At 31.2% G+C, this 14,059-nt stretch carries 13 protein-coding genes; 11 read left to right on the top strand and 2 right to left on the bottom strand.

Features of this window, described 5'->3' with window-relative positions:
* Positions 1-101 precede the first annotated feature (101 nt).
* Genes rsxC through rnfB form a run of 6 tightly spaced genes read left to right on the top strand, consistent with a single transcriptional unit; the run spans position 102 to position 5,110 of the window.
* On the top strand, positions 102-1,415 hold the full coding sequence (gene rsxC, locus ACJDTP_RS06165) for an electron transport complex subunit RsxC (RefSeq protein WP_168981505.1): 1,314 nt from the start codon (positions 102-104) through the stop codon (positions 1,413-1,415).
* 16 nt (positions 1,416-1,431) lie between these two features.
* The gene (locus ACJDTP_RS06160; protein WP_406760758.1) at positions 1,432-2,469 is read left to right on the top strand and encodes an RnfABCDGE type electron transport complex subunit D; all 1,038 of its coding nucleotides are present in this window, start codon (positions 1,432-1,434) and stop codon (positions 2,467-2,469) included.
* 4 nt (positions 2,470-2,473) lie between these two features.
* Positions 2,474-3,040: an RnfABCDGE type electron transport complex subunit G gene (locus ACJDTP_RS06155; protein WP_077843640.1), complete on the top strand. Its 567-nt coding sequence runs from the start codon at positions 2,474-2,476 to the stop codon at positions 3,038-3,040.
* A gap of 1 nt (position 3,041) precedes the next feature.
* Positions 3,042-3,665 carry an electron transport complex subunit RsxE gene (rsxE, locus tag ACJDTP_RS06150; protein ID WP_077840646.1) on the top strand — a complete coding sequence of 208 codons (624 nt, stop codon included), beginning with the start codon at positions 3,042-3,044 and terminating at the stop codon, positions 3,663-3,665.
* A complete protein-coding gene (locus tag ACJDTP_RS06145; protein WP_012058667.1) occupies positions 3,665-4,240 on the top strand; it encodes an electron transport complex protein RnfA in 576 nt (191 codons plus the stop codon). The genes rsxE and ACJDTP_RS06145 overlap by 1 nt, the downstream gene beginning before the upstream one ends.
* An 18-nt stretch (positions 4,241-4,258) precedes the next feature.
* Positions 4,259-5,110, top strand: a complete 852-nt coding sequence (rnfB, locus tag ACJDTP_RS06140; protein ID WP_077843641.1) for an RnfABCDGE type electron transport complex subunit B — start codon at positions 4,259-4,261, stop codon at positions 5,108-5,110.
* 169 nt (positions 5,111-5,279) lie between these two features.
* On the opposite strand, the gene ACJDTP_RS06135 is transcribed toward rnfB, so the two are convergent.
* On the bottom strand, positions 5,280-5,810 hold the full coding sequence (locus ACJDTP_RS06135; protein WP_077843642.1) for a Gx transporter family protein: 531 nt from the start codon (positions 5,808-5,810) through the stop codon (positions 5,280-5,282).
* The gene (locus ACJDTP_RS06130) at positions 5,803-6,192 is read right to left on the bottom strand and encodes a NusG domain II-containing protein (protein ID WP_012058670.1); all 390 of its coding nucleotides are present in this window, start codon (positions 6,190-6,192) and stop codon (positions 5,803-5,805) included. The genes ACJDTP_RS06135 and ACJDTP_RS06130 overlap by 8 nt, the downstream gene beginning before the upstream one ends.
* 335 nt (positions 6,193-6,527) lie before the next feature.
* Between ACJDTP_RS06130 and ACJDTP_RS06125 the strand changes: the two genes are divergently transcribed.
* From ACJDTP_RS06125 to msrB, 5 genes are all read left to right on the top strand, one after another.
* Entirely contained in the window at positions 6,528-7,526 is a 999-nt protein-coding gene (locus ACJDTP_RS06125; protein ID WP_077843643.1) for a LacI family DNA-binding transcriptional regulator, read from the top strand.
* Between the two features lie 272 nt (positions 7,527-7,798).
* Positions 7,799-8,635: a 5-dehydro-4-deoxy-D-glucuronate isomerase gene (gene kduI, locus ACJDTP_RS06120; RefSeq protein ID WP_111938394.1), complete on the top strand. Its 837-nt coding sequence runs from the start codon at positions 7,799-7,801 to the stop codon at positions 8,633-8,635.
* A 462-nt stretch (positions 8,636-9,097) separates the two neighbouring features.
* Complete coding sequence (locus ACJDTP_RS06115) at positions 9,098-10,120, top strand: 2-keto-3-deoxygluconate permease (protein WP_077842525.1); 1,023 nt, start codon at positions 9,098-9,100, stop codon at positions 10,118-10,120.
* Positions 10,121-10,479: 359 nt separating this feature from the next.
* Positions 10,480-13,425, top strand: a complete 2,946-nt coding sequence (locus tag ACJDTP_RS06110) for an EAL domain-containing protein (protein WP_406760757.1) — start codon at positions 10,480-10,482, stop codon at positions 13,423-13,425.
* Positions 13,426-13,578: 153 nt separating this feature from the next.
* On the top strand, positions 13,579-14,028 hold the full coding sequence (gene msrB, locus ACJDTP_RS06105) for a peptide-methionine (R)-S-oxide reductase MsrB (RefSeq protein WP_406760756.1): 450 nt from the start codon (positions 13,579-13,581) through the stop codon (positions 14,026-14,028).
* The last annotated feature ends 31 nt before the right edge of the window (positions 14,029-14,059 follow it).

Below are 14,059 nucleotides of genomic sequence, written 5' to 3'. Positions count from 1 at the left end.
ATTATTTACTTGTATTATAAATATTATCTTACGAATTATTGTAGTTATGTAAATTTAATTGTAAATAATTTATTCTTAAGAGGTTTGTGAGGCGATTATTAATGTTAAAAAGTTTTCTCGGAGGAATTCATCCGAAGGACAGTAAAAAGTATACTTCTGATAAAGCCATTGAGTTACCACCATTACCTGAAACAGTAACTATTCCTATGAGCCAACATATTGGAGCACCATGTACACCTATAGTTAAAGTTGGAGATATAGTAAAAAAAGGACAGGTCATAGCAACTAGTGAAGCATTTATGCATAGTCCAATACATGCATCAATATCAGGAAAAGTTACAAGTATTGCAGAAATGCCACATACATCGTTAGTAAAATGCTTATCAGTTGTTATTAAAAGTGATGGATTAGACGAATGGGCCGATGGAATACCATTAGAACGTGATTGGGAAAAGCTTGAGAAGAAAGAAGTTCTTGACATTATAAAAAATGCTGGAATAGTTGGAATGGGTGGTGCTACATTCCCTACACACGTTAAACTTTCTCCAAACAAGGAAGTTGATACATTTATCGTAAATGCTGCTGAATGTGAACCATACTTGACAGCAGACTATAGAATGATGATTGAATATGCTGACCGTATAGTAACTGGAGTTAAGATAGTTATGAAAACACTAGGGGTTAGCAAAGGAATTATAGGAATAGAAGATAATAAACCAGAAGCAGTAAAAGTTATGAAAGAAGCCTTTAAGGGTACGTCAGTTGACATTGTAGCTCTACCTACAAAGTATCCTCAGGGTGCAGAAAAGATGCTTATAAAAGTACTTACAAGTCGAGAAGTTCCATCTGGTGGATTGCCTATGGATGTTGGAGTTGTTGTACAAAATGTTGGTACAGTTATAGCTATTTATGATGCAGTAGTAAGTGGCATTCCAATAATTCAAAGAGTAACTACTGTTTCAGGAGATGCAATTAAGGAACCTAAAAATCTATTACTAAGAATAGGAACAAGTTTTAAAGAAGCCATAAGTTATTGTGGTGGATTTAGCAAAACTCCAGAAAAGTTAATTATGGGAGGGCCTATGATGGGAATGGCTCAATTTTCATTAGATGTTCCTGTAATTAAAGGTGTATCTGGAATTCTAGCATTAAGTAAAGATGCAATAAATTCTGGTGAGGAGTCCCCTTGTATAAGATGTGGAAGATGTGTTGAGGCATGTCCTATGGGTCTAATCCCAAGTATGCTAAGCATATTAGGTGAACGTCATAAATTTAAAGAGGCCAAAGAGGAATATAATTTGCTAAATTGTATTGAATGTGGAAGTTGTGTTTATACATGTCCTGCAAAACGTAACATAGTTCAGTATATAAAATATTCAAAATCACAAAATTTAGCAATGGCACAAAAAAAGTAAAGGAAGAAGGGGTAAAATGAGTTCCGAAATTGGAGTACAAGAAAGTAAAGTGCAAGGAATTAAAGCAAAAGAAGCTGATACACAAGAAAATAGTTTTACTGTATCAGCATCTCCACATATTCGTTGTGATGAATCAATCTCAAAGATAATGTGGAATGTAAACATAGCATTAGCACCAGCTGCTATTTTTTCTATATATTATTTTGGTATCCCTGCATTAATAAACTTAGTTGTTGGTGCAGCTTCAGCAGTTGCTTTTGAATATTTGGTTCAAAAATTCCGCAAAAAGAAGATCACAGCATTTGATGGAAGTGCATTTTTAACTGGCTTATTGCTAGCTATGTGTGTGTCTCCAACGTTACCTGTTTATATGATAATAGCGGGTTCGTTTGTAGCAATTGTAATAGCCAAACATTCTATGGGTGGGCTTGGATATAATATTTTTAATCCGGCTCATATTGGAAGAGCAGCATTAATGGTATCTTGGCCAGTTGCAATGACAACATGGACAAAGATGACAACTTCAGTAGATGTTGTTAGCTCTGCTACACCATTGAACATATTAAAACAACAAGGATATTCTAAATTGATTGAAACTTTTGGTGGCAATACAGAATTGTATAAAGCTATGTTTATTGGCACAAGAAATGGAAGTGCAGGAGAAACTTCTACAATACTTCTTATAATTGGAGGTATTTATCTTATATATAAGGGATATATAAAGTGGCAAGTTCCTGTATGCATGATAGGAACAGTAGGAATAATAACTTGGATTTTTGGACCTTCAGGTTTATTTAGTGGTGATCCTATTTTCCATATGATGGCTGGAGGATTAATTATAGGTGCATTTTTTATGGCAACAGATATGGTTACAGCACCTATGACTTTAAAAGGGCAAATAATTTTTGCTGTAGGAGCTGGAGTAATAACATCATTAATTAGATTGATAGGTGGTTATCCAGAAGGCGTTTGCTATTCGCTTTTACTTATGAATGCTGTAACACCACTAATAGATCGTTTTGTAAAGCCAAAACAATTTGGAGCAAGGGGGTAGTAAAATGTCCAATGAACATGCTATTAATAAGGAGTATTCTATTTTTCAGATAGCAATAAATTTAATAATAACTTGCTTGGCATCTGGTTTAATAATAGGACTAGTATATTATGTTACGGCACCAATTGCATCTGAAAAGAGAGAAATATCAAAACAAGAATCTATGAGAGCATTAGTTAGTGATGCCGATAGCTTCAAGGCTGTCCCAGATAAGGCTGATTGGTTTACAGCCGAAAAAGGCGGTAAAGTAATTGCATATGTAGTTCCAGGAGAAAGCAGAGGATATGGTGGAGAAATTAAAATGCTTGTAGCTATTACACCAGCTGGAGAAGTAATAGATTATAAGATACTAGCACATAATGAAACTCCAGGTCTAGGAGATAATGCTTCAAAAGAACCTTTTAGAAGTCAATTTAAAGGAAAAAAAGAAGCAAATTTAACAGTTACAAAAGATGCTTCTGATAAAGATGATATTCAAGCTATGACAGGCGCAACTATTTCATCTAGAGCTGTAACATTAGCTGTCAAAAATGCTGTGCATGAAGTAACAGAGTTTGCAGGAGGTAAATAATATGAAGGAAAAGTGGAAAATTTTTAGTAAGGGTTTGTACGATGAAAATCCAATATTTATGTTATGCTTAAGTCTTTGTCCTGCATTAGCTGTTACATCATCAGTGATCAATGGGTTAACTATGGGCTTATGTGTAACCTTTGTTATTACAAGCAATAATGTAGTTGTATCGCTTACAAGAAAATTTGTAAACCCAAAGGTTAGAGTACCGGTTTATATTACATTTATAGCTACTATAGTTACTGTTGTAGAACTTGCATTGCAGGCAATATCACCTGAATTATATAGTGCTCTTGGTATTTATTTAGACTTAGTAGTTGTTTTTGCTATAATACTTGCAAGAGCAGAGGTATTCGCATCAAAAAATAAAGTGTTTCCATCATTCTTAGATGGATTTGGAATGGGATGTGGTTTTACATTAGCTATGCTTTCAATATCTGTAATAAGAGAGCTTTTAGGAAGTGGATCAATTCTTGGGTTTAAAATACTAGGCTCATGGTACAACGCGCCTTTAATTATGATACTACCAGCTGGTGCATTTATACTAATAGGTTACATGATAGGAGCAATAAAGCTCCACAATGCACATAAAGAAGCTAAAAAAATAGAAGGAAGTGAAGCATAATGAGAGAGTATTTTACATTGTTTATAGGTGCGTTACTTGTAAATAATTTTGTTTTAACAAAATTTGTTGGGCTTTGTATATTTTTTGGAGTTTCTAAAAGTTTAGATGCATCAATAGGTATGGGAATGGCGGTTACCTCTGTTATAACTCTAAGTTCAATGTTAGCATGGGTTGTATATAATTTTGTACTTTTGCCATATCATTTGACATTCTTAACAACTATTGTTTTCGTAATACTTATAGCAAGTTTTGTGCAATTATTAGAATTAATTATAAAGAAACAAGCACCTACATTATACAGCATGTGGGGAATATATCTTCTTTTAATAGCAACAAACTGTATTGTATTATCAGTTCCATTATTAAGTGTTGAATCAAACTACTCGTTTGTAAAAAGTGTAGTGTTCTCAATTGGATCAGGAATGGGATTTGCACTGGCCTTAGTACTTATGGCAAGTTTAAGAGAAAAGCTGGTTTATGCAGATGTGCCAAAACCACTAGAAGGAACAGGAGTTGCTTTTATATTAGCAGGTATGTTGGCATTGGCATTCTTGGGATTTTCAGGAATGATATAAAGGAGATGAGTAAAGATTATGTTTACTGTTATAATGGTTTTAGTGGTCCTTGGAGGAATAGGTGCAGTTTTTGGTTTTATCTTAGCATTTGCAAATAGAAAATTTGCTATGGAGGTGAATCCACTAATTCATGAAGTAGAAGATATTCTTCCTAAAGGACAATGTGGTGCATGCGGCTATGCAGGATGTGCAGCATATGCAGAAGCAGTAGTTATGAAAGATGATGTTCCTCCTAATTTATGCGTTCCAGGAAAGGATGCTGTAGCAAAACTTGTAGCAGAAATTACAGGTAAAAAAGCAGAAGAAGTGGAACCAAGAATAGCTCATGTTAGATGCAAAGGAACAAGTGAAAAAGCAGCATTAAGTTATAAATACAAAGGAGTTCATGATTGTAAGGCAGCAAGCCTAATACAAGGAGGACCAAAAGGATGTAAGCATGGATGCATTGGATTTGGGACTTGCGTAAGCAGTTGTCCTTTTGGAGCCATGACAATGGGAGAAAATGGACTTCCAGTTGTGAATAGAAAAAAATGTACTGGTTGTGGTAAGTGTGAAGAATCATGTCCTAAAAATGTCATTCAAATGATATCAATGAATGCTAGAGTAAAAGTTGATTGTAATTCAAAAGATAAGGGCGCTATTGCTAGAAAGTTATGTAGTGCTGCTTGTATAGGCTGTGGACTTTGTGCAAAGAATTGTAGCTATGGAGCTATTCAAGTTCAAAATAATCTCGCAGTGGTGGATCAGAAAATATGTGCTGAAAAATGTAGTGAAGCAACATGTTTGGCAAAATGTCCAACAGGAGCAATAAAAGTTGCGAATGAATTAATTGCTAATAAAAATTCAGACACAGTGAAAGTGACAATTTAAAATTTACAGTATTTTATATTAAATTAAGATTTAATATAAAATATTTATTAAATGTATAGCCAGTAGAAATAAAAAAATGCATATTTCTGCGGGCTATACATTTTGTAATTAGTGGGGCATTGTAGTAAACGTATGAGGAAATTTTTATTATTAATGAAAGTGATAAAATTCATTGACTAATATTTAAATCATTAAAGAAAGGAAGCTTGGACATATGTTTGACTATAAAATTAGAAGTTATACCAATAAAAATACCTGTACCAATTCCGGCTATAGATAAAATTGGTAAATAAAGTGTAACTGCAATATTTTGAACTATAGTTGCAGCTACAATTAATTGTCCTACGTTGTGGAAAAATGCTCCAGCAGCACTTACACCTATTATACTAACTTTATCTTTCCCAATATTTTTTACGAAAATCATTGCATAATAACTAAGCAAGGCTCCAACTGCACCATACATAAGTGTAGAAAGATTTCCACCAAACATAGTTGAAAGAAGAAGCCTTAATATTATGATTAAAAAAACATCTTTTTTATTATTCAATATGTATAAAGCTATAACAGTAATTAAATTAGTTAAACCAAGTTTTGCACCAGGTGCAATAAATGGAACAGGAATCATACTTTCAATCGTATACAAAGCCAAAGCTTGTGATACTAGAATACCTATAAATACTATACGAAAAGTTTTATTCATTTAAACACCTCAAACTGTTTGCCATTATATCACTGCTTTTTATTTCAATCATAAGTTTATGTGGAAGGCAAACTATAATCTGGCCTGGCTCTGATATAAAGCCAGATCTAACGCATATTTTATCCTTGCAATCTGCATCTATTACTTTAATAGATTTATCTTTGACGTCTATTATATTATCACCGTATGAAGTTTTAATATCTATTTGGTCCTCACCTCTATGCTCAGATAAGTTGATTTTCTTATAAAATTTACCATCTATAGTTATCTCAGCATATGTTCCATTGTAATGTTTGCCCATTATTACCCCAAAAACAAGTTCAGGAATAAGTGATATACATAGTAGAATAACTATTATAATTATATCCCATTTTTTAAACATATTATTTCCTTCTTTAATCTATAAATTTATTATACATTTTTGCCAAAAATTCTAAAACATATTATGGTTAATATTGTATATTAAGTTAATTTTTAAATCAAGAAGTTAATCATATAAGTTTTAAACAATATAACGTATCCTTATATTAAAAATATTCACAAAGCTTGTAATTTACTAATTACTGCTATAAAATAATAAACAAGATTGTGAACACGTGTGTAATTATTGAGAGTAAAAGAAATTATTTATAACATCTAGCTAGATTTGCGTACTAAAAAATAATTCTTTGCTTAGAGATAAAAGCGCTTTATTTATTAAGATTTTGGAGGATTAATATGGCTACTACGATTAAAGATATAGCAAAAGCACTAGGAATATCACATTCAACTGTTTCAAGGGTACTGACTGGATCTAAATCTGTAAATGAAAAGACCAAAGAGGCGGTACTCAATGCAGTTAAGGAGCTAAACTATATTCCTAATATGAGTGCGAGGAGTTTAAAGATAGATAAAGCTTATAATATTGGTGTATTTTTTTCAACTATAAGTAATGGAACCTCACCATTTGTATTTCAAACTGTTATAAATAATGTGTACAAGAATATAGACAAAAAGTATAATGTCATTGTTAAAGGAATAGATATGTATGAAAAAAATACTATAAATCCTAAGAATTATGATGGAATACTAGTAGTAAGTCAAAAAATAGATGATGATGATTTTATTAAAGAAATATTAGAGAAAGAGATACCTACTGTAGTCATAAATAGAAAGGTAGATCATGATGTTATAAATGTATATACAGATGAGAGTGTTGGGGTGTATAAAGGAGTAGAGGAATTGATAAAAAATGGTCATAAGGATATTGCAATAATAGAAGGAGCAATGAATTTCGATTCAACTAAAATGAGGCGAGATGGATACTTAAAAGCTTTTAATAACTATAATATTAAATTAAACAAAAATCTAGTGTTAAATGGAAACTTTACTGTAAAAAGTGGATATGAAAAAGCTAATGAATTAATAGAAATGAATGAACAGTTTTCAGCCATATTTGCTTTTAATGATGAAATGGCAACCGGGGCAATTAAAGCTATTACAGAGCATGGATTAAAGGTCCCAGAAGATATTTCAATACTAGGATTTGATGGGAATGAAATTGGCAGATTTATTACTCCAAGTATTACCACAATTAAAAGGCCTATAGGAGAAATAGCAAGAATTGCTACTGATCTACTTTTAAGATTGCTAAATAATGAACAAGATATAACAACTAAGAAAATATATATAGAATCAGAATTGGAACTAGGTAATTCAATTAAAGATTTAAATTAGAATAAATTATATAAAGCTATGGTGAAGCAAAAGTTTTCTTCGCTATAGCTTTTAAATTTAATTCAAAATGAGAACAAAAAACTATTGCAAATATTTACATAAGCGTATATACTTGTATTAAGAAATGAGGAACACGTGTGCCTAGAAGATTATATAATATTAAGGCTAGGAATTTTAGTAAAACCTTCTTGATAAAGTGTATATATAAACTTTGAATATTTTTTTACTCAATGAGGAACACGTGTGCCTAGAAATTGTAAGGAGAGATTATTATGCAAATGGAAATTAGATACTCAAATCATCCAGAAGACTCTAAGCACTATGATACAGAAACTTTAAGAAGACATTATTTAGTTGAAAAAGTATTTGTAAATGGAGAAGTAAATTTAGTTTATAGCCATAATGATAGAATCATATTTGGTGGAGTTACACCTATAAAAGAAACATTAAAGCTTGGAGCATCTAAAGAATTAGGAACAGATTACTTTTTAGAAAGAAGAGAACTTGGAGTTATTAATGTAGGTGGAGAAGGAACAGTTATAGCAGATGGAGTAGAATATAATCTAAATTATAGAGATGGATTATATGTTGGACAAGGCACTAAAAATATAGAATTTAAATCAGCTGATGGAAAAAATCCAGCTAAGTTTTATATAAATTCTGCACCAGCGCTTAAATCATATCCAACAGTAAAAATAGATTTAGAAAAAGCTAATAAGATAAAATGTGGCGATGAAATAAACATGAATAAAAGAACAATAAACCAATATATTCATCCTGCAGTATGTGAAAGCTGTCAATTAGTAATGGGATTAACAATACTTGAGCCAGGAAGTGGATGGAATACAATGCCATGTCATACTCATGAAAGACGTATGGAAGTATATTTATATCTTGATGTACCTGAAGATCAAGCAGTAATTCATTTTATGGGTGAAGGACAAGAAACAAGGCATATAGTAATGAAGAATGAGCAGGCAGTAATTTCACCAAGCTGGTCAATTCATTCAGGCATTGGAACTCAGAATTATTCATTTATATGGGGAATGTGTGGGGAAAATATAACATTCGATGATATGGATACCATAAGAATACAAGACTTAAAATAATCAAAAGAATAAGTTTCTGCATACTAATTTCTAACTTATATTGATAATCATATAGTTTCAAAATGATAAGACATAGTTCTGATTAATATGGTAAGAGTTTAATGCAGAAACTTTATTATAGAAGGATAGTTTTAAGAAAAATACCATAGTACATGTATGATTACCTTAAAACTATCGTACATACGATAATATAAAAATTTAAATACAAATGATAGGTTGGCATTTTTAATGTAGAAATAAGTTTAAAATACAGTAAGTTAAAGGAGGAATGAAAATATAGAAATTTATAAGTAATTACTTATATAGTCATTGAAAACGTTATGATAAGTTAAATCTAATGGGAATTTACTTTGGTAGTTTTTTGCAAAAAATATTAGTATGAACAATGTTGTGTTATGAGTATATCAATACAAATGTAAACAGTTATGAGAGTTAAACTATAGTATTTAAGGAGTTGTTATTATGAAAATTAAACAAAATATTGAGAAAGTTCCTGGAGGTTTAATGATAGTGCCTTTATTTCTTGGAACATTACTAAAAACGCTTTCACCAGATGTTAATAAGTTTTTTGGAGGATTTACGGGGAATTTTTTAACTGGAACATCTGTAATTCTATTTATATTTTTTTTCTGTATAGGAACAACTATTGATCTACGTACATCAGGTTATATTGCAAAGAAAGGCATTTCATTATTGATAGGAAAAGTTTTATTTGCTTCATTATTAGGAGTCCTAATGTCACACATACTTCCAGCTAATGGAATACAAACAGGAATTTTATCTGGACTTTCGGTTTTAGCAGTTATTGCTGCATTTAATGAGACAAATGGTGGACTTTATCTAGCATTAATGACGACTCTTGGTAGAAAAGAAGATGCCGCTGGATTTCCGTTTATAAGTATAGAATCTGGACCTTTCATGACAATGGTAGCTATGGGCATTGCAGGAATTGCCTCATTTCCTTGGCAAACATTAGTTTCTACATTAATTCCATTTGCATTGGGTATTGCTCTCGGAACTTTAGATCATGATTTTCGTAAAATGTTTGCTCCAGTTGTTCCAGCTTTGATTCCATTTTTTGCATTTACTTTAGGATTTAGTTTGGATTTTGGAATGATTATTCAATCAGGATTTATGGGAATTATAATGGGTGTTGCAGTGGTAGCACTTTCAGGTGGACTATTATCTCTTATTGATAGATATTTAACTGGATCTGATGGTGTTGCAGGTTGGGCAGCATCATCAACTGCTGGTGCTGCTGTTGCGGTTCCTTATGCTATAGCGCAAGCAAATGCACAATTTGAACCAGTTGCAGCTTCAGCTACAGCAATTATAGCTACAAGTGTATTAGTGACATCAATATTAACTCCTATTGTAACTATGTGGTTTGAAAAAAGAGCACGGGCTAAGGGACTACCAATTAAGCCATCTAAGTATAATAAAAACATAAAAGCTGAGAGTAGTTTAAGTGAAATTTCTGTATAAAATATGTTAAATAAATTTATAAAAAGCTGTAGGCATATATTTGGCCTGCAGCTTTTTATAATGCATTTTAAAGTATTTAACCTAGAAAAATTACATATATTGTAATAATAAGCTTGAATTTAAAATTTTAGTGAGATAAATGCTCATTAAGAGAAAACATAGAAGTTTATTTGCAGCATATATATTTCAATTAAGTAACCTATAATTTATCAGGGTGAAGATAGGCAGCTAAAGAATTGAAATGATTCAGTATAAATGGTAAAATATATATTAATATCATTATCTACCATTGATTTTTATATTAGTGAAAAGGTCCTAAATTAAAAAATATACAAATTAAATAATCAAGGAGCATTGCTATGAAGCTTACTTTTAGATTAAAATTATTCTTTTATTTTGTAGGAATTATATTGTCTATATCTATTCCGATTGCACTAATAACTTATAATTATATGTATAAATCCCTTAAAGAGCATCTATTTTCAAGCGCTAAAGCCCAAATGGTGCAGGTTGATAACAACTTTTCTAACATGTTAGGGCAAATAAAGTACAATGCTAAGTTTCTTGCAACTTATTCAGATGCAAAAAAAGCAGACCAATCTATTTCAGCTCTATTTAATATTCCTGATATTTTAATAAATAAAAAATACTCAAAACAAATACCTGGGATAGAGGGTACTATATATAATGTGCTCGAGGCTTATGGAACATCTCATCCAGAAACAACTTATGTGTACATTGGTACTAAATGGGGAGGTTATATTCAATGGCCTGATGGATTAAGTACTAATACATTTGATCCAAGGACAAGACCATGGTATTCTTTAGCATTATCAAATCCCGATGAAGTGGTAATTTCAGATCCCTACGTTTCGGCAGTTGATAATTCCAAAAATGTAATTATAAGTGCGTCAACAACAGTAAAAAATGAAGATGGAAGCATTGTCGGAGCTATGGGCATAGATTTAAGTTTGGAAAAGTTATCTGAAATAATAAGAAATATTAAGATTGGAGATACAGGTTATGTTTTTCTTTATTTAAAAGATGGAACGATGTTAGCTCACCCAGATATAGATTTAAACTTTAAAAATATCTTACATTTAAATCAGTTAGGTTATACATATTCTCAAACAAATGAGTCTTCAAAATTTACATTTGATAACTATGATAAATTTATAGATTTGGATAATGGAAGTTTTGAAACTTATATAAATGGAAATCCTGTTTTAGTTAATGTTTATACATGTAAGGATACTGGTTGGAAGATGGCTTCAGTTATACCAAAAAGTGAATTGGAAAGCAAAGCTAGCAAGATGGGATATTTAATAATTATGATAACAGTGGGTGTTTTATTTCTTGCTATTTTCGTTACTCTCATTGTTACTAAGAAGGTAACAAAACCTATTACAGAATTAGTTCCTTTAATGCAAGCGGCTGGAAATGGAGATTTATCAGTAAAAGCTAGTATTAATTCAAATGACGAGTTTGGAAAGTTAGGAAGATCTTTCAACTTGATGATTGGTAAGTTATGTTCAAGTTATGAGGAATTATCATCAGTTTATGAGGAATTGCTAGCGACAGAAGAAGAATTAAGAGTACAATATAAGGAATTACAACAAAATGAGGAAGCACTTAGAGTGAGTGAAGAAAAATACAAACTTGCACTAGAATGTGCAAATGACTCGATTTGGGAATGGAATTTAGTTACAGATACATTTTTTGCTTCTGATAAATTAATTGATATTACTGGATACAAGTTGGATGAGATAAATAATTTGAGAAACTTTGTGTATGAGAATGTTCATTCAGATGATCTTGATAAAGTGAAAAAAGATTTCAAAGATCATATTAATCAGCTTACAGATGTTTATAGCTCTGAATTTAGAATAAGAACTAAGAGCAGTTCGTACGTTTGGATTCTATCTTGTGGTAAAGCGTTAAGAGATTCTGAAGGAAAAGCTATAAAAATAACTGGTTCTATTAGAGATATTTCTGAAAGAAAGATTTCAGAGGATAGAATAAAATTCATGGCGTTTTATGATTCTTTAACAAAACTTCCTAATAGGACATTGTTTATGAATAGGCTAAATGAACAATTACAATTATCTAATTACGCAAATAAACAAGGAATTGTATTTTTTATAGATTTAGATAATTTTAAGAATATAAATGATACTATGGGACACGAGTATGGAGATAAATTGCTAATAAGTTTAGCAAAACAGTTTGAAAATTTAATTGAAGAAAAAGATACAATATCTAGACTTGGTGGAGATGAATTTATATTGCTTCATCCTGATTCAAAAGAAGATGAAATACAAACTTATGCAAACAAGCTATTAGGTTTGTTCGATAAAGTATTTAAAATTGATAACAAGCATATGTATATAACCGCCAGTGTTGGAATAGCTTTATATCCTAAAGATGGAAGGGATAGTAGTACAATTTTAAGAAATGCAGATGCTGCTATGTACAGGGCAAAGGAATTAGGTAAAAATAGATTTTCCCTTTTCGATCCAGAAATGTATCTAAGCCTTGAACGAAAGACTAACATAGAAAGAATATTAAGAACAGTAGTTGATAATAATGAACTTATCATTAACTATCAACCTCAGTATGATTTACAGGCAAATAAAATATTTGGTTTTGAAGCATTACTTAGATTAAATAGTAGGGAACTTGGTTTTATATCTCCTGCAGAGTTTATTCCAATAGCAGAGGAATCTGGATATATCACACAATTAACTTTATGGGTGCTTAGGGAATCTTGCAAACAAAGTGCTAAGTGGTTTGAAGCAGGCTATAAATTTAATAGCATAAGCGTTAACATCTCATCAGTTGATTTACAAGAGATAAATTTCTTAGATAATGTTAAAGAAATTATTGAAAGTTCATCTGTTAATCCGAATATGATTGAACTTGAGATTACTGAAACTGTTCTTATGAAATCCTTTGATTCTAGTATTGAAATATTAAAGAAATTAATGGACATGGGAATTAGAATTGCGCTTGATGACTTTGGCACGGGATATTCATCATTAAGCTATCTTAGAAGAATTCCTATAACTACATTAAAGATCGATAAATCATTTATAGACAATATTTCCTCAAATAAGAAAGAAGAAGCGATTATCAAAAATATTATTCAAATGGCACATAGTATGGAATTAAAAGTTATAGCTGAAGGAGTTGAGACTGAAGATCAGCTTTCGATACTTAAAAGAATGGAATGTGATTATATTCAAGGGTATTATTTTAGCAAACCTCTTCATGCTAATCAACTTGAAGAGTTACTGGAAAGATAGAAAATTAAGTATGCTTGGATTTAAGGTGTTAAAATATAAGGGTCACATATAGGTGTAAGATTACTATAAATGAATTAGTGTTATTCATTTGTCACATAATATTAATAAGTATACAGAAATAAATAATTTCAAAAGAGAACAGGGAGGAAACAAATGAGTCAAAAGTATGTAAAAAAATCCAATGAAGAATTAAAGAGTAGTCTGACAGATGAACAATATAGAATTACACAAGAAAATGGTACAGAAGCTCCATTTTCTAATAAATATGATAATCTGTTTGAAAAAGGGATTTATGTAGATATAACTTCAGGTGAGCCATTGTTTGTATCAACCGATAAATTCAACTCTGGGTGTGGCTGGCCTGCATTTTCCAAGCCAATAGATAGAAAGGTAATAAAAGAAAAAATAGATAAAAGTCATGGCATGGTAAGAACGGAGGTTCGAAGCAGTACTGGTGATGCACATCTAGGGCACGTATTTACTGATGGGCCTGAAGATATGGGAGGATTAAGATACTGTATAAACTCAGCAGCACTTAAGTTTATCCCAAAAGACAAGATGAAGGAAGAAGGTTATGAAGAATATTTAGATAAGATACTATAATAGTAGCATTATCATCACGACATTAATTATA

Origin of the sequence: Candidatus Clostridium helianthi (assembly GCF_045310795.1) — a bacterium.
Lineage (GTDB): Bacteria > Bacillota > Clostridia > Clostridiales > Clostridiaceae > Clostridium > Clostridium helianthi.
This window is presented reverse-complemented; position numbering and strand designations above follow the sequence as displayed.

Coding starts and splice junctions, on each gene's coding strand:
- kduI (WP_111938394.1), top strand. CDS start 7,799: ATGCAAATGGAAATTAGATACTCAAATCATCCAGAAGACTCTAAGCAC.
- ACJDTP_RS06155 (WP_077843640.1), top strand. CDS start 2,474: ATGTCCAATGAACATGCTATTAATAAGGAGTATTCTATTTTTCAGATA.
- rsxE (WP_077840646.1), top strand. CDS start 3,042: ATGAAGGAAAAGTGGAAAATTTTTAGTAAGGGTTTGTACGATGAAAAT.
- rnfB (WP_077843641.1), top strand. CDS start 4,259: ATGTTTACTGTTATAATGGTTTTAGTGGTCCTTGGAGGAATAGGTGCA.
- ACJDTP_RS06110 (WP_406760757.1), top strand. CDS start 10,480: ATGAAGCTTACTTTTAGATTAAAATTATTCTTTTATTTTGTAGGAATT.
- ACJDTP_RS06130 (WP_012058670.1), bottom strand. CDS start 6,192: ATGTTTAAAAAATGGGATATAATTATAATAGTTATTCTACTATGTATA.
- ACJDTP_RS06135 (WP_077843642.1), bottom strand. CDS start 5,810: ATGAATAAAACTTTTCGTATAGTATTTATAGGTATTCTAGTATCACAA.
- ACJDTP_RS06115 (WP_077842525.1), top strand. CDS start 9,098: ATGAAAATTAAACAAAATATTGAGAAAGTTCCTGGAGGTTTAATGATA.
- msrB (WP_406760756.1), top strand. CDS start 13,579: ATGAGTCAAAAGTATGTAAAAAAATCCAATGAAGAATTAAAGAGTAGT.
- ACJDTP_RS06125 (WP_077843643.1), top strand. CDS start 6,528: ATGGCTACTACGATTAAAGATATAGCAAAAGCACTAGGAATATCACAT.
- rsxC (WP_168981505.1), top strand. CDS start 102: ATGTTAAAAAGTTTTCTCGGAGGAATTCATCCGAAGGACAGTAAAAAG.
- ACJDTP_RS06145 (WP_012058667.1), top strand. CDS start 3,665: ATGAGAGAGTATTTTACATTGTTTATAGGTGCGTTACTTGTAAATAAT.
- ACJDTP_RS06160 (WP_406760758.1), top strand. CDS start 1,432: ATGAGTTCCGAAATTGGAGTACAAGAAAGTAAAGTGCAAGGAATTAAA.